24 protein-coding genes are annotated in these 23629 nt (G+C 55.0%); 9 read left to right on the top strand and 15 right to left on the bottom strand.

All coding sequences use genetic code 11. From position 1 onward, the window contains the following. Nucleotides 1-79 precede the first annotated feature (79 nt). Complete coding sequence (gene yghU / locus ACW44H_RS04595) at nucleotides 80-952, top strand: glutathione-dependent disulfide-bond oxidoreductase (RefSeq protein WP_457507266.1); 873 nt, start codon at nucleotides 80-82, stop codon at nucleotides 950-952. 73 nt (nucleotides 953-1025) lie between these two features. On the opposite strand, the gene ACW44H_RS04590 is transcribed toward yghU, so the two are convergent. The 12 genes from ACW44H_RS04590 to ACW44H_RS04535 all read right to left on the bottom strand — a co-directional run bounded on the left by ACW44H_RS04590 (nucleotide 1026) and on the right by ACW44H_RS04535 (nucleotide 12743). Then, complete coding sequence (locus ACW44H_RS04590; protein ID WP_113270316.1) at nucleotides 1026-1340, bottom strand: DUF6693 family protein; 315 nt, start codon at nucleotides 1338-1340, stop codon at nucleotides 1026-1028. A 100-nt stretch (nucleotides 1341-1440) separates the two neighbouring features. Then, entirely contained in the window at nucleotides 1441-1962 is a 522-nt protein-coding gene (locus ACW44H_RS04585; protein ID WP_457507264.1) for a DUF421 domain-containing protein, read from the bottom strand. Between the two features lie 97 nt (nucleotides 1963-2059). After that, entirely contained in the window at nucleotides 2060-2380 is a 321-nt protein-coding gene (locus tag ACW44H_RS04580; RefSeq protein WP_113270314.1) for a hypothetical protein, read from the bottom strand. Nucleotides 2381-2429: 49 nt separating this feature from the next. Further along, nucleotides 2430-3419, bottom strand: a complete 990-nt coding sequence (locus tag ACW44H_RS04575; protein ID WP_457507260.1) for a lipid A deacylase LpxR family protein — start codon at nucleotides 3417-3419, stop codon at nucleotides 2430-2432. Between the two features lie 204 nt (nucleotides 3420-3623). Next, nucleotides 3624-4163, bottom strand: a complete 540-nt coding sequence (locus ACW44H_RS04570; protein WP_457507258.1) for a YaeQ family protein — start codon at nucleotides 4161-4163, stop codon at nucleotides 3624-3626. 62 nt (nucleotides 4164-4225) lie between these two features. Next, the gene (locus ACW44H_RS04565; protein ID WP_457507256.1) at nucleotides 4226-4927 is read right to left on the bottom strand and encodes a glutathione S-transferase family protein; all 702 of its coding nucleotides are present in this window, start codon (nucleotides 4925-4927) and stop codon (nucleotides 4226-4228) included. Nucleotides 4928-5074: 147 nt separating this feature from the next. Continuing rightward, nucleotides 5075-5848, bottom strand: a complete 774-nt coding sequence (locus ACW44H_RS04560) for an enoyl-CoA hydratase-related protein (protein ID WP_457507254.1) — start codon at nucleotides 5846-5848, stop codon at nucleotides 5075-5077. 117 nt (nucleotides 5849-5965) lie between these two features. Next, nucleotides 5966-6814 (bottom strand): 3-hydroxybutyryl-CoA dehydrogenase, encoded by an 849-nt coding sequence (locus ACW44H_RS04555; RefSeq protein WP_457507252.1) that lies wholly within the window; start codon nucleotides 6812-6814, stop codon nucleotides 5966-5968. A 39-nt stretch (nucleotides 6815-6853) separates the two neighbouring features. Continuing rightward, nucleotides 6854-8482, bottom strand: a complete 1629-nt coding sequence (locus ACW44H_RS04550; RefSeq protein ID WP_457507250.1) for an acyl-CoA synthetase — start codon at nucleotides 8480-8482, stop codon at nucleotides 6854-6856. A gap of 131 nt (nucleotides 8483-8613) precedes the next feature. Beyond that, nucleotides 8614-10401 carry an acyl-CoA dehydrogenase gene (locus ACW44H_RS04545; protein ID WP_457507248.1) on the bottom strand — a complete coding sequence of 596 codons (1788 nt, stop codon included), beginning with the start codon at nucleotides 10399-10401 and terminating at the stop codon, nucleotides 8614-8616. Nucleotides 10402-10526: 125 nt separating this feature from the next. Further along, entirely contained in the window at nucleotides 10527-11900 is a 1374-nt protein-coding gene (locus ACW44H_RS04540; protein ID WP_113270306.1) for an MFS transporter, read from the bottom strand. Between the two features lie 156 nt (nucleotides 11901-12056). Next, nucleotides 12057-12743 carry a class I SAM-dependent methyltransferase gene (locus ACW44H_RS04535; protein WP_457507246.1) on the bottom strand — a complete coding sequence of 229 codons (687 nt, stop codon included), beginning with the start codon at nucleotides 12741-12743 and terminating at the stop codon, nucleotides 12057-12059. Between ACW44H_RS04535 and ACW44H_RS04530 the strand changes: the two genes are divergently transcribed. The 4 genes from ACW44H_RS04530 (at nucleotide 12742) to ACW44H_RS04515 (ending at nucleotide 14991) form a co-directional block, all read left to right on the top strand. Then, nucleotides 12742-13125: a VOC family protein gene (locus tag ACW44H_RS04530; RefSeq protein ID WP_113270304.1), complete on the top strand. Its 384-nt coding sequence runs from the start codon at nucleotides 12742-12744 to the stop codon at nucleotides 13123-13125. The two genes, ACW44H_RS04535 and ACW44H_RS04530, sit on opposite strands and share 2 nt — an antisense overlap. A 143-nt stretch (nucleotides 13126-13268) precedes the next feature. Then, nucleotides 13269-13658, top strand: a complete 390-nt coding sequence (locus ACW44H_RS04525; protein WP_457507244.1) for a DUF4870 family protein — start codon at nucleotides 13269-13271, stop codon at nucleotides 13656-13658. A gap of 1 nt (nucleotide 13659) precedes the next feature. Further along, entirely contained in the window at nucleotides 13660-14595 is a 936-nt protein-coding gene (locus ACW44H_RS04520) for a lysophospholipid acyltransferase family protein (RefSeq protein WP_457507242.1), read from the top strand. Nucleotides 14596-14640: 45 nt separating this feature from the next. Further along, on the top strand, nucleotides 14641-14991 hold the full coding sequence (locus tag ACW44H_RS04515; RefSeq protein WP_113270301.1) for a DUF4870 family protein: 351 nt from the start codon (nucleotides 14641-14643) through the stop codon (nucleotides 14989-14991). Between the two features lie 8 nt (nucleotides 14992-14999). On the opposite strand, the gene ACW44H_RS04510 is transcribed toward ACW44H_RS04515, so the two are convergent. Together ACW44H_RS04510 and ACW44H_RS04505 are read right to left on the bottom strand one after the other, a co-directional pair. Beyond that, nucleotides 15000-16409, bottom strand: a complete 1410-nt coding sequence (locus ACW44H_RS04510) for a mannose-1-phosphate guanylyltransferase/mannose-6-phosphate isomerase (protein ID WP_457507240.1) — start codon at nucleotides 16407-16409, stop codon at nucleotides 15000-15002. 51 nt (nucleotides 16410-16460) lie between these two features. Continuing rightward, entirely contained in the window at nucleotides 16461-18032 is a 1572-nt protein-coding gene (locus ACW44H_RS04505; RefSeq protein WP_457507238.1) for an alkaline phosphatase, read from the bottom strand. 222 nt (nucleotides 18033-18254) lie between these two features. Here ACW44H_RS04505 and ACW44H_RS04500 point away from each other — a divergent pair, with 222 nt between their 5' ends. From ACW44H_RS04500 to ACW44H_RS04490, 3 genes are read left to right on the top strand one after another with little or no spacing between them, the layout of a single operon-like run. Then, the gene (locus ACW44H_RS04500) at nucleotides 18255-19862 is read left to right on the top strand and encodes a glucan biosynthesis protein (protein WP_457507236.1); all 1608 of its coding nucleotides are present in this window, start codon (nucleotides 18255-18257) and stop codon (nucleotides 19860-19862) included. Continuing rightward, nucleotides 19852-20685, top strand: a complete 834-nt coding sequence (locus ACW44H_RS04495; RefSeq protein WP_457507234.1) for an FkbM family methyltransferase — start codon at nucleotides 19852-19854, stop codon at nucleotides 20683-20685. The genes ACW44H_RS04500 and ACW44H_RS04495 overlap by 11 nt, the downstream gene beginning before the upstream one ends. A 12-nt stretch (nucleotides 20686-20697) precedes the next feature. Further along, a complete protein-coding gene (locus tag ACW44H_RS04490; protein ID WP_457507232.1) occupies nucleotides 20698-21471 on the top strand; it encodes a creatininase family protein in 774 nt (257 codons plus the stop codon). Between the two features lie 79 nt (nucleotides 21472-21550). On the opposite strand, the gene ribA is transcribed toward ACW44H_RS04490, so the two are convergent. Then, nucleotides 21551-22654, bottom strand: coding sequence for a GTP cyclohydrolase II RibA (ribA, locus tag ACW44H_RS04485; RefSeq protein WP_457507230.1), 1104 nt, complete (start codon nucleotides 22652-22654; stop codon nucleotides 21551-21553). Between the two features lie 113 nt (nucleotides 22655-22767). On the opposite strand from ribA, the gene ACW44H_RS04480 reads away from it, so the two are divergent. Continuing rightward, nucleotides 22768-23598: a RibD family protein gene (locus ACW44H_RS04480; protein WP_457508928.1), complete on the top strand. Its 831-nt coding sequence runs from the start codon at nucleotides 22768-22770 to the stop codon at nucleotides 23596-23598. The last annotated feature ends 31 nt before the right edge of the window (nucleotides 23599-23629 follow it).

Genomic DNA, 23629 nt, shown 5'->3' with positions numbered 1-23629 from the left:
CATCACCCCCATAACTCTAGAATAGCCGCACAAAAGCTAGGATTACCTCAATACTGTTAACCGTAATAGCGAGGAAACAATGAGCGACAACACCTATACCCCACCCAGTGTTTGGAAATGGGAGCCTGGCAATGGCGGTAAATTTGCCAATATCAATCGCCCGGTTGCGGGCCCTACCCATGACAAAACACTGCCGGTAGGCAAACACCCTCTGCAACTTTACTCCCTTGCCACGCCCAACGGTGTCAAAGCGACCGTGATGCTCGAAGAGTTGCTGGAAAAAGAAATAGCAGGCGCCGAGTACGATGCTCACTTGATCCAAATTGGCGAAGGCGATCAATTCAGCAGTGGTTTTGTAGCGGTAAACCCTAACTCCAAAATTCCCGCGCTGATGGATCATTCAGTCAATCCACCACAACGGGTATTTGAATCCGGCGCCATCCTGCTTTACCTAGCTGAAAAGTTTGACGCTTTCTTACCTAGCGAGCCAGCGAAGCGCACGGAGTGCCTCTCCTGGTTGTTTTGGCAAATGGGCAGCACACCCATGCTGGGTGGTGGTTTTGGTCATTTTTACGCCTATGCGCCGGAAAAGTATCAGTATCCGATTGATCGCTACACCATGGAAGTAAAGCGCCAGTTGGATGTGCTTGATCGTCACTTGGCGGAAAATCGCTATATGGCAGGCGATAAGTACACCATTGCCGATATGGCCATTCACCCCTGGTACGGCGCGCTGGTAAAAAACCGCGTTTACGAAGCAGCCGAGTTCTTGGAAGCTCACACTTATAAGAACGTCCTACGCTGGACCGAAGAGATAGATGAACGTCCCGCTGTAAAACGCGGCCGTATGGTGAATCGCACCTGGGGCGAGCCTCACGAGCAGTTGCATGAGCGCCACGACGCTAGCGACTTTACGCATAAAACCCAGGATAAGCTGGCTGATGGTGAGTAAGTAGCCCAAAAAAAGAGCCTACGCTTAATCTCTCAGCGTAGGCTCTTGGTAGCTTCCAGCTTACAGGCTAAGGCTACTCAACCCGTGAGTTATTCAAAGCATAGTTCCATACTCGATAGAAGTAGAAAATATACCCCAGCCCAAAGGTGATCAGCGAAATCAGCATCCAGAGAATAATATGACCGATGTTACTGAACAGGTTGATATCACAAACCATTTTTCGCTCTACCCCAGCAGCATCCACTACCGAAGTACGGTTAATCACAAACCGTGAAAACGAATAGGGGAAGAAAAATAGCGCTATACCAAAAGTAACGATGCTGAGTACCACCCAAATAATCAGATGGCCAATAATATCGAGGATGGAAAGATCAGCTTTGATATTCACGTTGCGTCCTTAAAATTAGCAGTGGCGAAGAATACCACCGCCAAGCGCAAACGTGAACGTAAAAATTAATATTACTTAGGAATATGAGCTACGAACTGCATCAACGGGGGCCACGAACACCCTCTAAACTCGAATGGCTGCTCTCTGCATTCTGCTTGATAACACTTATGGAACCATCCGTTTCCAGTACCACGGCTTCCACAGCTTTCACATCAGCAATACCACTGCCGCGAATAGCTGACTGAACTTCATCTTGAGTAACCCGTGCTTTTCGCATGGAGGTGGTAATAAACTCCCCTCGATAAAGCAGCATCAGTGGCTCGCCGGTCACTAACCGACGTACCCAGGCGGTTCGTACGCTGAACCAAGTAATGATGAACTGAAGAGAAATCAGTAGCGCCATCGCCACAGCGCCCTCAGATAACGCTACGTTTTTAGATAAGAGAACCGTGGCCAATGTGGAACCAAGGGCTACCGTTACAATTAAATCGAAGGCGTTCATCTTCGAAAGCGTGCGATTGCCCGATATTCGCAAGAAAAAAACGAGAGCCGCGTAAGCCAGTATCCCAACCACGATAACTCGCAGTAAATTACCCCAACCATTAAAAAAATACGCTTCCATGTGCTCATACTCCCTTAAACGCCAGCGTTATTTAAACATAACATACCTCACTGCCTAGGCTAGCAGCCCTGATTCTGTTGTATACGGAAGGAGTCATTTAGTGCTGGCTATTCCACCACTCGGCATAGGAGCTGTTATGCGGGGCCAAGCCTCCTTCATCAGGGGCATTATCATCCCACCATACGGGACCACGCTCCCCTAGCGCCTCTTTAGCGGTTTGTACTGCGTCGCGGGCTTGGCGAAGTGCATCATCATCACCTTGCTGCTGGGCGGTTCTCACTGACCGGCGGGCCTTCATTAGCGCCTTGATATAAAAGCGCTTCTCATCTTCACTTAAGTGTGGATTTGTACAGCGCCAGAGCCGATTTTTGGCAACGAAATAGCGCCCATCGGGAGTGTGAGGGTGTTTATTTGTCATCACGACACTCCTCCCGAAAGACGCTCACTCTCAAATCGCTCTTAATTAGTTAGAAACGCTTGGATAGCGTTAAGGCACCAAATTTATCTTGCTCTTCCTGGCCGTCGAATTCACGTGAACGCTGTACAGCGGCGTAAGTGACCTGCCAATCTTCCCAGGCTAACGCCAGTCCTGCTGAAACATCGCCGACCCATTCTTTCCGATCAACCGAGTGGCTATCCCTGAAGGTATTACCATCTAGCGTTAGGTTTTGTGCCATGTAGTAGCCGTCTACGCTCGCAAACAGATACCACTGCCATCCCTCTTTACCCGTCATATAGTGGCGGCTACCAGGATTGGGGGTCAGCGTAGGGATCCCCGGGGCTTCGTCGCCCCAGCGCACACTATACCCTGCGCTTGCATAGGTGTAGAGGTTGCCCAACGCGGCACTTACGCTAGGGCCATGGGCGAACTGCTTACCAAGAAACGGGGAGCTATGCCACCATTGGCGCCGCATGGTCGCATTCACTATCGCTTCATCGCCCAGCTGGTTATCCCACCCGTTCGGGCGGTCACTATCGGTGATGCGATGCACTTCGCGCTGAATACTGTCGGCAAGCGATGATGGCCCAACCAAACCAATATCTAAATGCAGGTCGGTCGATTGGCGCCAATTACCCATTGGCACGTCTTCATAAAGCGAAAGACCGCCGTAAACGATCCCTGCATAGGGGCGATCATCTTCAATTAACGCACGCTTTTCAATATTGTTGGGCGTATAAATCTGGTGCACCAGCCGGAAAGCTGCCATATCGGCGTTGCCGATAATGCTATCAGGGATAGCCTTGGCCAAGTGCTGTGTCCAACTTTTCGCTTCGGGCTCAAATGCCCAATTAAGCTCAAAACCACTGGTAAAGTGGCCATCGTCACTGCTGGCCATACCATCGTTTTCATGCTTGATGGACAGTACGCTATCGTCTGCCTGTGCGAAAATAGGCATCAAACTAATAGCAGCTACCAGCGGGAACAGCTGGCAGCGTAGAAGGGAGTTACCTTTCATTGCTCATTCCTTGAGATTGTCCTTGAGACGATTGAGATACCACCAACCAACATGATCTCCCACAAACATTGTTGATTGTATGTAATTGTGCAAAAAGATAGCAAGCATACTGTAAAAAAATAAAGGATGGCCCATCGGCCATCCTTTTGTCTGTCTAATGCTTATGTTGCTAGCTTAATAGGGTAGACGAAAGTCTGATAATTGCTAGCGATCGCGCAACAGCCACTGCGGCGTAATCTCATGCTGGCCATTTTCATCGGTAATATACAGCGAACCTTCACTGATCATAATGGCCCAATTAATAGCTCTTGGCAGGTCTTTAGCAATGGTCGCTAGAGCCTCTTGTGGTAGTCCCGCCACATGGACGTTTTTCAGTGACGTTACATTGGGCAGCACTTTGCTTTCCCATAGATCTACCCGGCCATAGGCGAGCAGCGATACACGCTCCGCCCGACGTGAGCACCATGTAATGCGCTCGGCATCTGGCAGACCTACTTCGATCCAGTGCAGCAAGCGTCCATCTAAGCTTTTCTCCCATAACGCCGGCTCGTCTACATCGGAAAGACCGCGCCCAAAAGCCAGCGACTCGCTATACCACAGCACATAGGCAAGCAAGCGTGCAGTCATGCGCTCTTCCGTCTCAGACGGGTGACGCGCCACGGTAAAGCGCAGCGTTTCATAAACGCCACGATCCAGATCGGTGAGGTTAATATCCACTTTGTAGGGCGTTGCGCTAAGAGCCATGAACGTGTCCAAACGAAAATTTGCGCTAGTGTACCCGATGCCACGGGCGAATTGTGCGGAAGTTAAGCATGCCGGTAATCAGCACTCAGCGTGCCATTTTTCAACGTTTCATCTTCATGCATGGGCTCGCGCCACGTCTCTTCGAGCGCGGCTTGATACCACGCCTGCATCGCTGGCAGCGCCAGCAAGCGCTCGACATACACTTGGGAGTGTTCACTCACTGGCAGGTTAAACGTCTGTACGCGAAAAGCGACGGGCGCATAAAACGCATCAACGGCGGTGAAGTACTCACCCGCCAGAAAAGGCCCGTCAAAGCGTTCAAGCCCCTGCTGCCATAACGCATCCAGGCGGGTTAAATCCGCCTTGAGCTTTGCTGACAGGCTGTTCAGCTCAACTCGCACACCGCAGTTCATGGAACATTCATCGCGCAGTGCACCAAAGCCGCTGTGCATCTCAGCGGTGGCTGAACGCGCCCAGGCACGTGCGATCTTATCCGTTGGCCACACGTTAGTGTGCTGTTCGGCCAGATACTCGGTAATGGCTAATGAGTCCCACACCGCCACCCCATCGCCGACCGCTTTATCCACTAGGCAAGGCACTAAGCCTGAAGGTGAAAAATGAATAAAAGTGTCATGGCTCGCGCCAAAACCACCTTCGAACGGCATGAGATGTTCGTTAAACGGAATCTCCAGTACCTTCATCAACACCCAAGGGCGCAGTGACCAAGAAGAGTAGTTTTTATTGGCAATATAGAGGTCAAACATGCAGCGCTCCTTGGGTGTTGAGGTGAACCACAATTAGCTAACCAGTGATGCTTTCGAGAATAAAACGGGGGTGACGCAAGCGCCACCCCCTAAATAAGCAAAAGCGGAATAAATTAAACCCTAGATGCTCAGTGCTAGCACCTGATGTTAAAAGTTTGGCTTACGCTTCTCGACAAAGGCCGCCATGCCCTCTTTCTGTTCGTCACCGGCAAAGCAGAAGGCGAACAGGCTGGTTTCCAACGCCAGGGCGCTATCCAGGTCCTGGTCCATTCCGTCGTGAACCGCCTGTTTGGCACCGCGAACCGACTGGGGGCCGTTGCCTTTAAGCTGCTTGGTGAGCTCTTCAACGTAGTTTTCCAGCTCCGCTTGCGGCATAACTCGGTTCACCAGGCCAATACGTAGCGCTTCTTGAGCGTCGATTTTGCGCCCAGTGGTGACCAGATCAATCGCCATGGCTGGCCCAACGCGACGTGGCAGGCGTTGTGTACCGCCAAAACCGGGAATCACCCCCAACAGTACTTCCGGTTGACCAAATACAGCGTTGTCGCTGGCTACTGCCCAGTCGCAGGCCAACGCCAATTCGCAGCCACCGCCAAGGCAAAACCCGTTCACCAGCGCGACCACCGGCACGGGCAGTGTTTCTAGGCGCTTAATAGTACGCAGCGCTTGGCTGGCGAAAGCCCGCGCCTCTTCGGGTGTTTTTTCGCGCATTTCGGTGATATCGGCACCGGCCACGAAGGATTTTTCACCCGCACCGGTAATCAGCACGGCGCGTAGGTTCGGATGAGCTTCAAGCTCAACCAAATGGGCTTCCAGCGCGGCTAATACCTCACTGTTTAGAGCATTCAATGCTTTAGGACGGTTGATGGTCAGCCGCACCATCCCGTCGTTATCTACTTTCTCGATCACAGCTTCGCTCATGGCGGACTCCTTATTCGATTTGTTATTGAACATGAAAGTGAACACCCCTCAACCCTAGCGAACGCTTGGTTGAGTGGCAATGACTTCTTTATGCCGCGCTCTTATCGTCAGCGCAAGCTAGTCGTAATGATAAAAGCCGCGCCCGCTCTTACGGCCTAGATAACCCGCGGCCACCATGCGCTTGAGCAACGGGCAGGGGCGGTATTTCGGGTCACCAAAGCCCTCCTGAAGCACTTCCATAATCGCTAGGCACACATCCAGGCCGATCAAATCTCCCAGCGCTAGTGGGCCCATGGGGTAAGCCGCGCCGAGTTTCATGGCTTCATCCACTGCTTCAGGCGCTGCGGTGCCTTCCTGGACGATAAACGCCGCTTCGTTAATCATCGGCACCAGCAGGCGATTCACCGCAAACCCAGGCGCGTCGCCGACTGGAACAGCTGTTTTGCCCAGCGCCTTGGCGAGGCTTTCAATCTCGGCTACGGTTGCATCAGAGGTCTGCTCGGCGCGAATCACTTCCACCAATTTGAGCACCGGCACCGGGTTAAAGAAATGCATGCCTACCACGCGCTCTGGTTGCTCACACACCGCCGCCAAGCGGGTAAGCGACAGCGATGAAGTGTTGGAGGCCAGAATGGCGGTGCTGCTCAACTGGCTTAGGTCACGAAACAGTTTCTCTTTGAGTTCGGGCTGTTCGGGGGCCGCTTCGATAATCACCGTGCAGTCGCTCAAAGTATTGAGTGTTGTCGTGCTAGAAAGGCGCTCCAACGCAGCCTTTTTATCGGACTCGCTGATTTTCTCTTTAGCGACCAACTTGCCCAAGCCTTTATCGATGTTCGCTTTGGCACGACCAAGCTGCTCCTCAGACACATCGTAAAGGTGCACTTGAAAGCCACTGACAGCCACCACCTGAGCGATCCCTTGCCCCATAGTGCCTGCCCCTACAACGCCGATTTTTTTGTCGCTCATGCATGCTCTCCTCTATCAGAGTTTAATACGTCGAAATTCTCAATGCTGCTTGGCTTCTTCACGCAGTACGAATTTCTGGATTTTGCCCGTTGAGGTTTTCGGTAACTCGCTAAAAATGACTGTTTTGGGGACTTTATAGCCCGCCAAATGCTCGCGACAGTGGGCAATAATATCGGCCTCGGTGACTTCGCCGTAGCCGACTTTAAGCTTTACAAACGCGCAGGGCGTCTCGCCCCACTTCTCATCAGGTTTAGCCACCACCGCGGCTTCTTCAACCGCGGGATGGCCGTAAATAGCGTCTTCCACTTCGATGGTCGAAATATTCTCACCACCGGAAATAATAATGTCCTTGGAGCGGTCTTTGATCTCGATATAGCCATCCGAGTGCCACACAGCCAAGTCGCCTGTGTGATACCAACCGCCTTCCAGTGCTTGCTCAGTGGCCTCAGGGTTCTTTAAGTACCCTTTCATAACGTTATTGCCGCGCATCATTATCTCCCCCATGGTTTGGCCATCTTTGGGTACTGGCTCCATGGTCAGTGGGTCGGCCACACACAGTGCTTCGAGCATGTGATAACGCACGCCCTGGCGGGCTTTGATTTTGGCGCGTGCTTCGATGGGTAGCTCATCCCATGCCTCACGCCAGGCACACACGGTTACCGGCCCGTACACTTCGGTGAGGCCATAGACGTGAGTGACTTCAATGCCCAGTTTCTCAACCCCGGAAATGACCGAGGCTGGCGGCGCGGCACCGGCGGTAGTGACTTTCACCGGGTGATCGAATTGGCGCTTATCTTCGGCGGGCAGATTCACCAAGCCATTGAGAATAATGGGCGCGCCACTGAAGTGAGTGACTTTCTCATCACTAATCAATTGCATAATTTTCTTCGGGTCGACGCGGCGCAGGCAGACGTTCACCCCCGCGTTAGCGGCAATCGTCCAGGGAAAACACCAGCCGTTGCAGTGAAACATCGGCAGCGTCCATAGGTAGATCGGGTGGTGGGGCATGGCCCACTCCATGATATTGCTCACCGCGTTTAGATAAGCGCCGCGGTGGTGATACACCACACCCTTGGGTTTGCCGGTCGTGCCAGAGGTGTAGTTCAGCGAGATCGCCTCCCATTCATCCGCAGGCAGTTGATAGGCGAAATCGGCGTCGCCCTCGCTTAGCAGCGCTTCGTACTCGATCTCACCAATGCCCTGGGTATCGCCAAGGAACTCGACATCGGCCACATCAATGATCAGCGGTTTATTGGTTAGCTTGGCGACGGCTTGCTGAATAACCTCAGCAAACTCGGGATCGACCAGAATGGCTTTGGCTTCGCCATGCTCGAGCATATAGCTGATTGCCTCAGCATCCAGGCGAATATTAAGCGTGTTAAGCACGCAGCCCGCCAGCGGCACGCCAAAGTGCGCCTCGAACATTGCCGGGATATTAGGCAGCATCGCCGCCACCGTTTGGCCTGGCTGAATGCCCCGCTTTTCGAACGCAGAAGCAAGCTGGCGACAGCGCGCCCAGGTTTGCCCCCAAGTGCGCCGGGTGCTGCCATGTACAATGGCAGGGTAATCGGGATAAATCGACGCCGAGCGTTCGATAAAGGTCAGCGGTGATAGCGGTACGTGGTTAGCGGCGGATTTAGGCAAGCCTTGCTCGAAAATAGCGGCCATGGTCGGCTCCTGTTGTTGTTAAGCATCCGTTTTAAGGGATCGTTTTAAGAGATCGTTTTAAATAGTTGTTTTGATTGCCCAGAAACGGCACCGCCGCCTCTAGGGCGGCGGTGCTGACTCGTGTATTAACGTCAATAAACCTCAAATTCGCTTAAACACTGTGTTCCCGCCTCGATCACCGCGCGCTGGGCACGGCCTACCGGTAACCATTGAGTGATGGCAAATTCGGCGCTGCGTAACTTGGAAGTATAGAAGGGATCATTGCTGCCGTTATTAAGCGCGGCTTGGGCGCTTAGCGCGGCCTGGCCCATTTGCCATGCGCACAGCACGTGGCCCGCTAAGTTAAGAAACGGCGTGGCATAGGCCTGCACCGCATCTGCGCCCTTGTCAGAATCGGTACCTTGCTCTAGTACAATCGCCTGGGCGGCTTTTAGGTCTTCCAAGCCAGCAGCCAAGCTACTGCCCAAGGAAGCCAGGTTCGGGTCGGCATTAAGCTGTTTCACGGTGACGGCAACGTCGCTCAGTAATGCGGTTAGCGCTTCACCGTTATCGCGTTGGAGCTTACGACCCGCCAGATCAAGCGCCTGAATACCGTTAGTGCCTTCGTAAATGGGGGCAATTCGCGCATCGCGGAGTAGCTGTGCAGCGCCGGTCTCTTCCACATAGCCCATACCGCCGTGTACTTGAATACCCATCGAGGCAATATCTACCGCCTGGTCGGTGGAGAAACTCTTAATGATAGGGATTAAAATGTCGGCGCGTGCCTGGGCGGCTTGGCGAACGTCACTACTTTCCGCATGGCGGGCGGCGTCCAGTTCAGCAGCGCAATACAACGCCAGTGCGCGCAGCGCATCGGTACGCGCACGCATCGAAAGTAGCATGCGTCGCACGTCTAAATGATCGCTGATGCTACACTCGGCACCGCCGCGTGTTTTCGGGGCACGTCCCTGTCGACGTTCAAGCGCATAGGCAAACGCATGCTGGCAAGCGCGCTCGGCCACGCCGATGCCCTGAATACCGACTTTGTGACGCGCCTCGTTCATCATGGTGAACATGTGATTAAGGCCACGCCCCTCTTCACCCACCAAATAGCCAATCGCACCGCCGTTTTCACCAAAACTCAAGGTACAAGTAGGTGAGCCGTGGATACCCAGCTTGTGCTCAATGGAGGCGCAGGTCACATCGTTGTGTTCACCCAGAGAGCCGTCTTCATTGACCAGGAACTTGGGTACCAGAAACAGCGAAATGCCTTTATTGCCTTCCGGTGCATCGGGCTTACGGGCCAGCACCAAGTGAATAATGTTTTCGGCGGCATCGTGTTCGCCCCAGGTAATGTAGATCTTCTGGCCGCTGATACGGTAGTGGTCGTTTTCAGGGATGGCGCGAGTGCGCACTTGGGAGAGATCCGACCCCGCTTGGGATTCGGTAAGGTTCATGGTGCCCGTCCAGGTGCCTTCCACCAACTTGGGCAAGTAAGTCGCTTTTAAGTCATCGCTGCCGTGATGGGCCAACGCCTCAATAGCACCAGCCGTTAGCATAGGGCAGAGGCCCAGCGCCATATTGGCACCGTGAAGCATCTCTTGTACTGCGCTGGCAACTACTTCCGGCAGGTTCTGCCCACCCAGTGCCTCGGAGACGCCAATGCCGTTCCAGCCACCCTCGACATACGCCTGATAAGCTGCCGCGAAACCTTCCGGCGTGGTCACGCTGCCATCTGTGTGGCGCTTGGCCCCCTGTCGATCGCCGCTAGCATTGAGCGGCCCCCAGACGTCACCAGCGAGTTTTGCCGCCTCTTCGAGTACCGCCTCAACCAAATCGGGCGTGGCCTCTTCAAAGCCCGGTAGGCTAAGCGAGCGGTGCGCTAGTAGCTCTTCGAGCACAAAGCGCAAATCGCGTATCGGCGCGGCGTAAACATTCATGGCGAACCTCGGGCTGAAAAATGAAACAAATGTTTGAAAGGCTAAGGTGGATAGTAGTAATACTCACCCGCCTACACCATTAGCCCAAGGTATCAGCCGCCACCGCTCAACGCCCTCACCCGAGGCTACTTTCGCACGCCCGCTTGCTCCACATCATCATAATAAGTGATATGACTCTCATCTTCCGCCGGCGGCCCGACCACGGGCTCGGCGGCGTCAACGTCCCACACGGCATCGGAAAGATCTTCCAGGTGTTCGTGCTCTAGCGCCCCTTGCATCAACTCTTCAGTGACCACTAGCTCGGCACCGGCAGCGGTCATGGGTGTCGTGGGGGTGAACGGCGCCACCGGCAGCGGCGCAGGACGCACATGACGACGCCAGGAGAAGAACATCACAAAGAAAAGACTCATTGAACCGAAGGCCCAGAACAGACCCGCATCACCCATCGCGGTCATGACCGGGGAAATCAACAGCGGGCTGATGGTCGCACCAATCGAGTTGATTAACAGCAGACCTTGGCTCATGCGCACCAGTGCCCCTGCGGGCGCACGGTCTGCGGCGTGACTCACTGCCACCGGGTAGAGCGCAAACACACCGCCGCCGAGCAGGAACAGCAACACCGCCAACAATGGTGTAGAAAGGGGTAGCCACAACATAGCTGCAGAGATCAGCACACAGAAACCGCTAATACCAATTAGCACCATTTGCCGGTCGTGACGATCCGACCAGCGGCCAATCGGGTACTGAAGCAGCATGGCACCCATGATGACGACCGCCATCATCTGGCCCACCTGGCTCACGCTCATGCCATTACGTTGAAGATAAAGCGGCAGTAGCGTGTACGCCGCCGCCACTACCATGCCGGAGCCCAAGCTGCCCATCACGCCGGTCGGCGTTAGGGTGATCAGTCGATGGGGTGGCAGCGGTTCAGCGTGTTCCATGATCGGCGACACGCGGGGAATCATCGCCATTGGCAGCACAGAGAGCGACGCCAATAGGCCGATCACCATAAAGGGTGCGGTCACGCCCATGGCATTGGTCACGCCCAGCAGCAATTGCCCCAACACCCCGGCGGCGTACAGCGAAATCATATACAGCGCCAGCAGGCGGCCACGGACTTTCTGGTCGCCAGACGTTAACAGCCAGCTTTCAATTACCAGATAAACCCCGACCGTGGCCCAGCCGCCAATCAAGCGCAGGACAAACCAGGCCCAGGGGTCAAAGAACAATCCTTGTAGTAGCACCGTGACGGCCACTAACGAGGCAAAACTACCGTAGGCCCGGATGTGGCCGATGCGCAGTAACAGGCGATCATTCACCATTGCGCCTAACGCAAGGCCGATAAAGTAAGCCGACGAGACAATACCGACCACCGTGGCCGACTCGCCGGCGGCATCCAGGCGCACGGTAATTAAGGTGGCAAGAAAACCGTTGCCAATCCCGAGAATGAATAGCCCTAAAAGGGGCGCCAGCGCCATGGCCAGCAGTTGCCGCGACATGAAAAACCTCACCTTGCCTGTAGAAGTAAAAACCATTGCCAAACGAGAGCAAAAAAACCGTCATCTCACCTGGCACATCGAGTCAGGCAGGAATATCGGCGCGCAATTATTGCCCCCAAGGGAACAAAGTCAATGCTTTTCTAACGTTACAATTGTTCACGTTAGCGTTTTATATAGAATAACCGTATCTGGCCCAGGAAATTCCACTACCAAACTATGCTTTCGTGCCCACCAACGAAAGGTCTCTTCACTAAAAAAGCTGATATGCGTAGGGTCACTAATATAGTGCCAGCGGGCAAAGGCCTCAGGGGAGGTAACCCGTTTCGTCATCAACCCCAGATAACCGCCAGGGGCGAGCTGCGCCGCCAACTGAGTCAGCACTTGGCCAGGCTGTGACAAGTGTTCGACGACTTCTGTTGCGGTGATAAAATCAAACGTTTGGGTAAGCACTGAGGCATCAGGCGCGTAGAATGGATCGTATATCGCCATCGGGTAGCCTTGCTCTGCGAACATCACCGATAGCGTCGGTCCAGGCCCAGAACCAAAATCGAGTCCACGCGCGTTAGGAGCGAGCTTTGCCACTAGCGGGGTAAATAAACGCCCTAAAAAGCGCCGGTATCCCGTATCATGCGGCGAGTTTTGATGTTTATCATATTCAGCTTTTTCAGCAGCAGCGCTCAAATGCTGCGCAAAGGGGACAAATACCAGCTTGCACGTGGCACACTGGTAGTAGTCACGACGCCGATCACGGTGGTAGAGCGCATTGGTGGATTCCGCGCATAGCGGGCAGCGGCGCATCATCGCATTCTCTGGCTTATCGTTTTGTATTAAGGAAGGTGGCATGCTATCAGGTCTGGATCATCTTGTTGTAACAGTGACCGATATGGGTCGCGCCGTCGATTTTTACTCACGCGTTTTAGGGTTAGATGTACGTTACCGCGATGCCCAACGAGTCGATTTAATGCTCGGTGATACCGCATTGCGCCTACATCAAACCGACACCGACATTGCGCCTATCTCAGCAACCCCCACCCCCGGCAGTCTGGATTTATGCTTGCGTTGCCAACTGCCGCTGGATGAATTCAAGCAACACCTGGATGCGCTGGCTATTGACGTAGAGCTAGGCCCCGTGGCCCGTCAAGGCGCCAATGGGCCTATCGAGTCGATCTACCTACGCGACCCAGACGGCAACCTGTTAGAGATTTGCCGTCCCGCCTCGCGTTAGTGCCCCGTTTTCGTTAGTGATAAGGCAAATCGCACACGGTATCATGTTGCCCTTAGCAGCACCGCTGCGATGCGTTAGCAAGTGCTGATCCTTTCAGTCGCTACCATTCAGCTTTATATACGGTTTTATCGAAAGGAAACGTTATGCGTGAAGATGCCAATGATGCGTCCCTTAATGGCGAAGTCATCAGCGAAGAGCAACGCCATCCGCCTGACACCACGATGGCAATGGTAATCTATGCACTCTATTTGGCTAGTTTCTTCCTCGGCTTTACGTCGCTTATCGGTGTGATCATCGCCTACGTCTATAAAGGTAAAGGGCCCGCATGGCTGGACGAACACTACCGCTACCAGATTCGTACGTTCTGGATAGGGCTGCTGTACGGTGTGGTCTTTTCGATCTTGACCCTGGTAGTGATTGGTTTCCCGCTACTGTTAGCGCTCGCTGTTTGGCTAATCATCCGCTGCGTTAAAGGCTTTAAAGGGCTGCAAGAGAAACGCGCCCCTTCTAACGTAGACACCTGGCTGTTTTAAAATGGCGCAACAAACAGGTGATACCAGTGAGCGCTTTTCCAAAGCCAGTGCGATTAGTTGGCTATGGTGTCGGCTTTCACGCTGGCCTCTAAAGTGGCTATGGCGCATGGCCTCAGCGTTGGGGCCAATCATATACCGCTTTAACAAGCGCGAGCGTGAGGTAACCGAGCGCAACCTGACGGTTGTTTACCCCGACCTTGCTAACGCTGAACGTCAAACCCTTGCCCGGCAGAGTTTGCGACACTCAACCGCCACGATGCTGGAACTGGGCCACGCCTGGATGGCGGAACCGAGTAAAGTTGAAGCCAGTATTTTAACGGTGCAGGGTCGCGATAAACTCGATAATGCTCGGAGCGAAGGGCGGGGCGTGATCGTACTCGCCCCGCATTTTGGCAACTGGGAAGTGCTTAACTTTTGGCTATCGAGCCATTTCCCTTTTACCGCCATGTACGAGCCACCCAAAATCACCGCCCTTGACCCGGTGATCCGACATGGCCGTGAGCGCATGGGAGCAAGCCTCGTTCCTACTAATCCGCGCGGCGTCGCTGCGTTGCTTAAAGCGCTTAAGCGCAGCGAGGCCATCGGCATACTACCCGACCAGGAACCCGATTGGGGCAGCGGCGTTTTTGCGCCGTTCTTTGGCCGCGACGCCTACACCGCCACCTTGCTGCCAAAACTGGTGGCGCGCACCCAGGCGCGCGTGGTCACCGGGGTCGCGCTACGGGTACCCGGCAAAGGGTTTGCCATTCATTTTCTAGATGCCGATGAGCGTGTTTACAGCCCCGATGACCAAACATCGGCCACCGGCGTCAATGCCAGCGTGGAAGCCGCAATAGACTTGGAGCCTGCGCAGTATCAGTGGGAGTACAAGCGCTACCGTAAAGTGGTTCAAGAACAGCAAAAGCTAGCTAACTACCGCGACTACCGGCTTTATTGATCATCGGCTTTATTAATCCTTGGCTTTATTAATTAGAGTATACGTATGACTCAAAACGACCTATCTCGGGATGAGATCCGCCCGCCGCAGATTATTTACGCGCTCTACCTAGCAGGTATCGTTACCGCCAATATCACTCTGCTGATTGGCGTTGTGATTGCTTATGTCTATCGCAAAGACGCAGCGCTGTGGCTACAGCCGCACTACCGTTACCTGATTCGTACCTTCTGGATCGGCACCCTGTATGCCTGCATCGCCTTTTTGCTCAGCATTGTCATGGTCGGCACCCTCCTCTGGCCGCTGCTTGCGGTGTGGCTAGGTGTGCGCTGCGTGCTGGGGTGGATTGATGTGCGCAAAGGTCGCCCCCCGGCACGCCCCGCGAGCTGGCTTTGGTAAGCCCACCCTCACCCATTGTTATCCCGTGCGTAAACATCGTCCAAGCGTTCGATATCGTCTTCACCCAGATAGCTCCCCGACTGCACTTCGATCAGTTCAAGAGGAATTTTGCCGGTATTTTCCAGACGATGTAGCGCACCGATGGGGATATAAGTGGATTGGTTTTCACTCACCAAAAAGCTGCGCTCTTCAAGCGTTACCCGCGCAGTGCCCTTCACCACGATCCAATGTTCAGCGCGGTGATGATGACGCTGCAGTGAGAGCCGCCCGCCGGGCTTCACGGTAATGTGTTTGACTTGATAGCGTTCGCCGCTATCCATCGCTTGAAAGCTGCCCCAGGGGCGCTGTACCTGGGGGGCAGAGCAAGGTTCGTTGCGTCCCGCCTGAGTAAGCGACGCCACCAGCTGTTTAACCTGCTGGGCTTGATTACGGTGGGCTACCAGCACGCTATCCGATGTCTCCACGACAACCAGATCCTGCACGCCCAATGTCGTGACCAGGCGATGTTCGGCAAACACCAACGAATCCTGTGTGTCGGTGAGCCACGTATCACCTTTGGTGGCATTGCCTGCAATGTCAGGTTCGACGGTTGCCCAAAGCGCATCGAAACTACCGATATCACTCCATTCAGCGGCCAGGGGCACCACAGCGGCGTGCTCACAGTGCTCCATCACCGCGTAATCGATGGAATCCGCCGGACAACTAAGAAACGCCGCTTCGCCCAAGCGCAGGAAATCCAAATCACGATGCGCAGCGCTCACCGCCGCCTCGCAGGCCGCTAACATATCCGGCTGCAGCCGTTGTAACTGGTCTAAATAGCTTGAGGCGCGCAGCAGAAACATGCCGCTGTTCCATAAGTAATCACCGCTTTCGACCAACTCAGCGGCACGCTGAGCATTGGGCTTTTCAATAAAGGCCGCAAGGTGATGGCCACCTTCCAACGCCTCACCACAGGCAATATAACCGTAGCCGGTTTCAGGCTGCGTCGGCACGACCCCAAAGGTGACGAGATAGCCTGCCTCCGCTAGCGGCGCGGCAAGTGAAACGCTGTATTGGAACGCTTGCACATCACCGATCACATGGTCTGCAGGCAGTACCAGCAATAATGGATCATCGCCAGCATCGCATGCCAGCAGCGCCGCGCAAGCGATCGCGGGGGCGGTATTGCGCCCTTCCGGCTCGAGCACCACGGTGGCAGCTTGGTCCATTTCGCGCAGCTGTTCGGCCATTAAAAAGCGGTGGCTGTGGTGGCCCATTAGCATTGGCACAGCATCGGTTAGCCCGTTTAAACGACTAAGCGTTTGTTGCAACAGACTTTGCGACGAGGTTAAACGCAAAAACTGTTTCGGCATCTGTTCACGAGAAAGCGGCCAAAGCCGCGTGCCGCTACCGCCACTTAAAATCACCGGCTGAATCATTGCTGCGTCCTTGTGGTCGTCCTTGTATCAGAGAGTGTCTGCATTGTCTGTTCACTCACCAAAATCATCCTGCAGCCAGTGGCGCAGTTGGCTCATGCGGGGCACATCGTTTGCTTCTTCGAGCGCAGGCAACGTGCCGGGCACAAAGCCACGCTTTAGAAAGGGTGCTAATAATGCACGATCGCCGCTGATAATATGCACAGGCACCGCCGCACTAGCGTCATCGCCAGTGATCAGCGGCGCGGCTTGATGGTCACCCAACACGATCATCAACGTATTGTCATCCGCCACGCGCTCTGCCCAGCGACCGGTGACTTTAACAGCGTAGTCCACCGACCAGGCATAGTGATCACGAATACGCTCGATGTCCTGCCACAACACCTCCGGCGGGTCACCAGCACTCTCCCAAGGAGCAAAAATACGTCCGTCGCCAATGGATGACCAATCATCCAATACCGGCAAAATCGGCGTCCAGGGTGCATGACTAGAGATTAAGGCCAACTGAGCAAACACCGGTGTATCGCCGAGCAAGTGACGCTGAGTGTAGTCAAGGGTGAACTGATCGGGCATGGTCACCCAGTTGAGCGCAGGCCCGGCGTAATCGATATCTTTCGCCGCAGCAATTTCATCGAAACCATAAGCCTCGCCTTCCGGCCATGCCATCGTGATGGCGGGCATCACAGCCAGCGAACGTTGCCCTGTAGCACGAAAATCATCGATCAATGTGGAATGCCCACTGCTCAACATCAGCTGATACCACAGCTGATTGTCGATCCATCGGCCGCTGAGCGTTGTTGCATGGGCTAGCCAGGATTGCCCACCACGAATTGGTGACGCCAGCAGTCCAGACACTACGTGGAGGTCATGTTCGCCTAGGCGCTGCTGCATATCGGCCAGGGTGGGAAGCAGAGTTTCTGCATAACGCGGGGTAGTCAGCGCCGACACACCATAGGACTCGATAAAGGTCAGCAGTACATTGCGCCCTGCCAACCCCGGCAGCGGCTGTTTTTCCAGCGGCGTAGCTTCCAACTGTTCAGTAAAGGCAACACGCGCAGCATGGGTAGCGGTAATTTGCTGCCACTGAAACCGTGTACTGTCCAACAATGGCAAGTGCGCACTGTTTACCAGCCGCACCCCGTTAAACGCTAGTGCCGCTCCGCTGGTGGCAGCAACGAGCAGCGTTAATGCGACTGCTCCGGGTAGCCGTTTAATCGAGTAGGCGACCGGTGGAAGCAACAACCGCGCTAAGCCCACGCTGATACCCAGCAGCACGGCGAGCCCCGCCAGCATAGCGCACACTGCCAAAAACTGGCCTACATTACCTACTAACAAATGATAGACGGAGCGCAGCAGGGGTAAGTCAAGGTAGAGATTGATTGGCCGGGCAAACGCCATTTGGGTGGCCGCCGTACCGAGATTGGCGGCGGTTGCCAGCATCATCCAACCGACTAACCCAACACCCACTAAGCGGCGTGCCTGGCCAACAGGAAGCAATAGCATAAGCGGCACAATGATAAGTGCCTCCCAAGCGACCAAATACTCATTAATCTCACCAAAACGCCACCACAGCGGCGCGATAAGTAAGAAATTTAGTATCAGGACCAGTATTAATAATCGACTCATCGCGTTCTCATTTGTGCCTGCTTTAGATTACAGTGTTGAAAATATGCCCTTGCAACGATGGATCTCGGTGAAAGACTAGATGAGGAGCAAAGAAAAAGGCTGCTGAAAAACGCACCAATCATGTACTGCTGCTATCATTCGTATAGTTATTGTTTAAAATTTTAACGTGTTGTTTGGCTCAACTCCATGCATTTGCGGCCTTCACTCGAAAGGATTTCGTCCATGCGTTGTAACTGTTTTTCTAGGTGCCCAATTTCTTGGCGGCAGGTTCGTAGGTGGCAAGGCGACAGATGGCATGTCGGTAGGTGGTTAGTTCGTAGATGGTTCGTGTTAATTGGCTGTACGCTAGCCTTACCGGCCTTAGCCGAAGACGATAAGCATTTCAGTGCCGTCATTGAACGAGCCCAGCAACTGGCTGCAGAGGCTTATCACCCCCCCGAAGAGTCACTGCCCAAGGTATTACGTGAGCTCGACTACGATACCTACCGACAAATTCGCTTTAATCCCGCCCACGCCTATTGGCAGGACGAAAGCCCCTTTAGCTTACAGCTGTTTCACAGCGGTTTTCTCTTTCCGACTCCAATTACCCTGAATGTCATTGAAAACGACACGGTCACCCCGCTGCCTTTTTCGGCAGAGGATTTCTCTTACGACGGCAATGCCGCAAAGCTAAAAGAGCACGATTTAACCGGTAGCGGCCACGCGGGCTTTCGTCTTCACTATCCTCTGAATAGCGAGGAATATGACGATGAGTTTGCCGTTTTTCTCGGTGCTAGCTACTTCCGAATCGTGGGGCGCAACCAAGCTTACGGGTTGTCGACCCGAGGGCTAGCGATCGATACAGCCTCAACCACTGGCGAGGAATTTCCGGCGTTTCGTGAGTTTTGGATGTACAAGCCCGACGCAGATGCCGAGCATATTGAGCTATTAGCGTTAATGGATAGCCCCTCTATCAGCGGCGCCTATCGGTTTATCATCCAGCCTGGGGAAAATACCCAAGTAGAGGTCGAAGCGGCATTATTTGCTCGCAACGATATCGCCAAGCTGGGCGTAGCGCCGCTCACCAGCATGTTCACTTATGGAGAGGCAAGCCGTAAACGTCCCGACGACTTCCGCCCTCAGGTACATGACTCTGACGGTCTGCTGATGCAGACCGGGAGCGGTGAATGGATATGGCGCCCGCTGACCAACCCCGAGCATCTGCGCATCTCAACATTCATGGATAGTGCACCTCAAGGGTTTGGCTTGATGCAGCGAGAGCGTGACTTTAACCGTTATTTGGATATCGAAGCCCAATACCATCGTCGCCCCAGCCAATGGGTCATGCCGCTAGATGACTGGGGCCCCGGCCGGGTGGAGTTGGTCGAAATTCCAACGCCTGATGAAACCCACGACAATATCGTCGCCTACTGGGTAGCGGACGACACGTTGGAGGCTGGCGAGTCCCGCCGCCTCCATTACCTAACCCATACGCTCAACACACAGCCAGAAGCGCATAGCCTTGGGCGTGCAATCCGTACCCGCCATGGCCGCGCAAGCGTACCGGGACAAGCTGATTCGACGTTGCAAGGGCAGCGCCAGTTCATCGTCGATTTCCAAGGGGGCGCGTTAGATGATATCGCTGCCGACCAACCCGTCGAGTTAGTTATCAACGCCCAGCAAGGCGAAGTACTACTGCCTCAGGTCACTCCGCTCCCTAACAAAGGCTGGCGCGCTAGCTTCAGGCTGCCCGATAGCCATCAACCCAGCGATGTTCGCCTCAGGCTGACCCTAAATGAAGAACCGATAAGCGAAACCTGGAATTACGTGTGGTATCCCAATGACCAATGAAGATATTCAGGGAACCCAACGAATGCGGCGTTTGGCGCTGCAACGGCTAAGTAGCGCAGGCGGGCTCATCCGTTCGCTGTTTATTTATTGGCGGCCAGGGCGCCAACGCGGGCTACAGCGTCTTTACCAACCGTTTATTCAGCCCGGCGCCGTCGCTTTCGATATCGGTGCTCACCTAGGTGACCGCAGTGCGGCCTTTCATGCACTAGGCGCCAAGGTAGTGGCACTTGAACCTCAGCCTGATCTCGCTAAGTGGTTTAAGCGTTTGGTAAGGCCGCCGAGCATTACGCTGCTACCGCTTGCGGCTGGCCCGGCGGCGGGGTTTGCTGAGATTGCTATCAGCCCCGGCAACCCTACTCTTTCTACCCTCGCCTCCGGTTGGCGCGAGCAGATCGGCGACCGTAACGCCAGCTTTAGTCATGTTCGCTGGGAGCAACGCTTACAGGTACCGGTCACCACACTGGATACGTTAATTGAAGAGTATGGCGAACCCAGTTTTATTAAAATTGACGTCGAGGGCTTTGAGGCGGAGGTGCTAGCAGGGCTCAGTTGTCCGGTGGCAGCGCTTTCAGTGGAGTTCGTTGTCGGTGCACTAGAGGTTAGCCACGCCTGCATCCACCATCTAAACCGTCTTGGCGACTATCGCTACAACGCGGTAGCGGGCGAACAGCGCCATTTTCGCTGGAACGAATGGCAAACCCCGCAGGCCATGACCGAGTGGCTAAGGGCTGGGGCCGAGGGGATACCGTCTGGTGACCTTTATGCCTGCCGCTCGGACCACCCGCTACTAGGGGCTCTCCTTGATCCTTTTACAACTCAATAGGCATATCACTTAATGATACATCACTGGCAAACGCTCACCGCCCCGCAATTAGCCGACTTCGCCCAACGCGACCCGGTAGCGGTGCTGGTACTCGGCGCCATTGAACAGCACGGCACCCACCTCCCTTTAGCCACCGACCTGACCATTGGCGAAGGCCTACAGGCGGCTATGCTGGCGCAGCTTGATCCCGCAATGAATGTTGTCTGCCTGCCGCCCATAGCGGTGGGTGCCAGCGATGAGCACGCCAGTTTTCCCGGCACACTCAGCCTGCCGGCGCCATTGGCGATTGCCACACTTGAAGCGTATGGCGACAGCCTAGCCAGGGCAGGTATTCGCCGCCTGGTACTGCTGAATAGCCACGGCGGCAATAAAGCGGTCATGGATTTAGCAGGGCTCACCCTGCGGCGACGGCATGGCATGCGTGTCGTAAAAGCCACCTATACCCGACTACCGCCATTAGCAGACGCCATAGCTTTTGAAGAGTTACGCTACGGCTTGCACGGGGGGTTACTCGAAACCGCGATGATGTGCTATTTAGCGCCAACGCTGGTCCAGTTGGAGGAGTACCAAGCCGCACCGCCCGCAGCGCCCTTAGGCGATGCCCTCGTGAGTGCAGAGGGTGCGGCCGCGTATTCCTGGCTAGCGGAAGACTTAAGCGCCCAAGGCGTGGCCGGGGATGCCAGCCACGCCAGCGCCGCATTAGGCGAGCGGCTAGTGAGGCACTATGCCCGCCAGTTAGCGATAGTGGTAACCGAAACCGCCCAGCTGCCACCGCTAACCAACTAAAATTGCTCATTAACTAAAACTGCTCACTTGCTAACACTGCTTCACCAGCGCGAGGCTCCTTGGCCCGCGACGTTCGGATTTAGCGCTGGCCGCTTAAGACATCTTCCAACAAGTGTCCACCTCGGGTTGCCTTGGCATTGAGATAGCGTTGGTTGTGGTCGGTGACACTGCCATACAGTGCTTGGCGTGCCACCACCTCGATACCGCCTTGGCGCAGCGCCTCTATTTTTAACGGGTTGTTGGTCAGCAGCTGCACTTGGTTAATGTCGAGCGCGTTAAGCATATCCACCGCCACCGCGTACTGGCGCTCATCGTCTCCAAAACCAAGCATTTGATCGGCATCCACGGTGTCCAGGCCGCCATCTTGTAAGGTATAGGCGCGTAGCTTGTTGGCCAAGCCAATACCCCGTCCCTCTTGTGCCAAATAAAGCAGCACGCCGCCGCCCATGGACTGTATATCTGCCACCGCATTGCGCAGCTGCTCACCGCAGTCACAGCGCAAACTGCCGAACAGATCACCCGTTAAGCACGCCGAGTGCATGCGCAGAGGCACCGCACCTTCCCAGCGCTCCGGTTTACCAATCACCACAGCAACGTGTTCGCGCAGGCCATCGGGCTCCCGGAAAAGTACGAAGCGGCTGTCAGCCGCATCCTCAAGAGGAATATTCGCTTCGCTGACACGCTTAAGCATGCCCTGGGCCCCCGCTAAGCACTGCTCAGCCTCTTTTGCATCGACTTCCAGCAGCCGCCCTTCAGCCACTTGCTGTTCAATATCCTCAGCAGATTCTTCGCTGACAAAGGCACATAGCGCGGCGGGGATTAGCAGCGCACGGCGCATTAGCGTAATGGCACCAAGTTCGGCCAGACTCGCTGGTTTTAAGCCGCTGAGCAAACCACCGGCGGGCTGCGGAAGCATTTCCGCCGAGGCCAAGCCATGCAACTCATGGGTGTTGATATTTGCCGCTAAAGGAACGCTTGCCGCCTCAGCAGTTAAGCTCATTCCCATCGCCGTCAGGCGGTGGCGGGTAAGCACTAACGAAGGCCGTTCGCCAGCTAACTGAGCAAGTGCTTCTACCGACTCACTGCCTTCCAACGCCTGTACCAGCAACCGCTGCTCACCAGCATTCACCACCACTGGCAATCCACGACGAATATCGAAAATAGCGCGTTCAATCTTGTACATAGAGGCCTCCTGGCTTCCTGGCGTGGGGGATATTATGTGTTTGCTCTGGACCAACTTGCTCTGGAACAAGTAAGTCCCGCATGATGAAGCGAATGTTTTAGCGCGGAGGCGTCATGCCCAACTCCTCTATCAACACGATTGAACTGGCCGATGCCTGGGAATGGCTGCTGGGGCTGCGTCATCAGCGCCCTTGCGATACAACAATCACCTTGACGCCTAACGGCGAATGGCAAACCCTTCAGACGGTCAGCGCTGAAGCGCGCGAGCTGCTCGACTGCCTGACGCCGCTGGCCAGTCGCCCGTCCTGGGTCGTGGCGCAATTGGGACAGAGCATGGATGGCCGTATTGCGACGGAAAGCGGCCACTCCCACTACATCAACGGTCATGAAAGCTTGGTTCACCTGCACCGCCTGCGTGCACTGGTCGACGCAGTGGTGGTCGGCGCCGGTACCGCTAGTGCCGACAATCCGCAACTGACCGTGCGCCATGTTAGTGGCACCCACCCGACGCGGGTAGTATTGGACCCGCGAGGGCGTATACCGAATGACTTGACACTGCTGCGCAGCGATACCGCCCCGACGCTGCTTATTGTAGGGCCGGAGGCCGCACAAGCGGTCACTCCTGCTCATGTTCAGCACTGTGTGCTGCCGCTGAATGCCAGCGGGCATTTCAACCCTCACGATGTCATCGCCCTGCTCGCCGATAAAGGCTTGCCTCGGGTATTGGTAGAGGGCGGCGGCGTTACTGTTTCTCAGTTTATCGAAGCGGGGGCCGTTGACCGGCTGCACCTGCTGGTCGCCCCGTTGCTGATCGGCTCCGGCAGGCCGGGGCTTAAAATGACGCCCATCAAGACGCTCGAGAGTGCGCTGCGCCCGCCCACGCGAACCTTCCGCTGTGGTGACGACACGCTGTTTGACATGCGGCTGAGGGAACCCCCCACCTGAGGGTTGCGCTTTTTGACGGCGGTTAAGCGCC

The sequence above is a fragment of the Vreelandella sulfidaeris Esulfide1 genome, assembly GCF_054072535.1.
This window is presented reverse-complemented; position numbering and strand designations above follow the sequence as displayed.

What these genes read in the sequence shown, in the direction of transcription:
- ACW44H_RS04500 (WP_457507236.1), top strand. Translation starts at nt 18,255, where the DNA reads ATGCGTTGTAACTGTTTTTCTAGGTGCCCAATTTCTTGGCGGCAGGTT.
- ACW44H_RS04560 (WP_457507254.1), bottom strand. Translation starts at nt 5,848, where the DNA reads ATGAGCGAAGCTGTGATCGAGAAAGTAGATAACGACGGGATGGTGCGG.
- ACW44H_RS04585 (WP_457507264.1), bottom strand. Translation starts at nt 1,962, where the DNA reads ATGGAAGCGTATTTTTTTAATGGTTGGGGTAATTTACTGCGAGTTATC.
- ACW44H_RS04555 (WP_457507252.1), bottom strand. Translation starts at nt 6,814, where the DNA reads ATGAGCGACAAAAAAATCGGCGTTGTAGGGGCAGGCACTATGGGGCAA.
- ACW44H_RS04505 (WP_457507238.1), bottom strand. Translation starts at nt 18,032, where the DNA reads ATGAGTCGATTATTAATACTGGTCCTGATACTAAATTTCTTACTTATC.
- ACW44H_RS04525 (WP_457507244.1), top strand. Translation starts at nt 13,269, where the DNA reads ATGCGTGAAGATGCCAATGATGCGTCCCTTAATGGCGAAGTCATCAGC.
- ACW44H_RS04510 (WP_457507240.1), bottom strand. Translation starts at nt 16,409, where the DNA reads ATGATTCAGCCGGTGATTTTAAGTGGCGGTAGCGGCACGCGGCTTTGG.
- ribA (WP_457507230.1), bottom strand. Translation starts at nt 22,654, where the DNA reads ATGTACAAGATTGAACGCGCTATTTTCGATATTCGTCGTGGATTGCCA.
- ACW44H_RS04565 (WP_457507256.1), bottom strand. Translation starts at nt 4,927, where the DNA reads ATGTTTGACCTCTATATTGCCAATAAAAACTACTCTTCTTGGTCACTG.
- ACW44H_RS04580 (WP_113270314.1), bottom strand. Translation starts at nt 2,380, where the DNA reads ATGACAAATAAACACCCTCACACTCCCGATGGGCGCTATTTCGTTGCC.
- ACW44H_RS04535 (WP_457507246.1), bottom strand. Translation starts at nt 12,743, where the DNA reads ATGCCACCTTCCTTAATACAAAACGATAAGCCAGAGAATGCGATGATG.
- ACW44H_RS04545 (WP_457507248.1), bottom strand. Translation starts at nt 10,401, where the DNA reads ATGAATGTTTACGCCGCGCCGATACGCGATTTGCGCTTTGTGCTCGAA.
- ACW44H_RS04480 (WP_457508928.1), top strand. Translation starts at nt 22,768, where the DNA reads ATGCCCAACTCCTCTATCAACACGATTGAACTGGCCGATGCCTGGGAA.
- ACW44H_RS04495 (WP_457507234.1), top strand. Translation starts at nt 19,852, where the DNA reads ATGACCAATGAAGATATTCAGGGAACCCAACGAATGCGGCGTTTGGCG.
- yghU (WP_457507266.1), top strand. Translation starts at nt 80, where the DNA reads ATGAGCGACAACACCTATACCCCACCCAGTGTTTGGAAATGGGAGCCT.
- ACW44H_RS04575 (WP_457507260.1), bottom strand. Translation starts at nt 3,419, where the DNA reads ATGAAAGGTAACTCCCTTCTACGCTGCCAGCTGTTCCCGCTGGTAGCT.
- ACW44H_RS04570 (WP_457507258.1), bottom strand. Translation starts at nt 4,163, where the DNA reads ATGGCTCTTAGCGCAACGCCCTACAAAGTGGATATTAACCTCACCGAT.
- ACW44H_RS04515 (WP_113270301.1), top strand. Translation starts at nt 14,641, where the DNA reads ATGACTCAAAACGACCTATCTCGGGATGAGATCCGCCCGCCGCAGATT.
- ACW44H_RS04540 (WP_113270306.1), bottom strand. Translation starts at nt 11,900, where the DNA reads ATGTCGCGGCAACTGCTGGCCATGGCGCTGGCGCCCCTTTTAGGGCTA.
- ACW44H_RS04520 (WP_457507242.1), top strand. Translation starts at nt 13,660, where the DNA reads ATGGCGCAACAAACAGGTGATACCAGTGAGCGCTTTTCCAAAGCCAGT.
- ACW44H_RS04490 (WP_457507232.1), top strand. Translation starts at nt 20,698, where the DNA reads ATGATACATCACTGGCAAACGCTCACCGCCCCGCAATTAGCCGACTTC.
- ACW44H_RS04530 (WP_113270304.1), top strand. Translation starts at nt 12,742, where the DNA reads ATGCTATCAGGTCTGGATCATCTTGTTGTAACAGTGACCGATATGGGT.
- ACW44H_RS04550 (WP_457507250.1), bottom strand. Translation starts at nt 8,482, where the DNA reads ATGGCCGCTATTTTCGAGCAAGGCTTGCCTAAATCCGCCGCTAACCAC.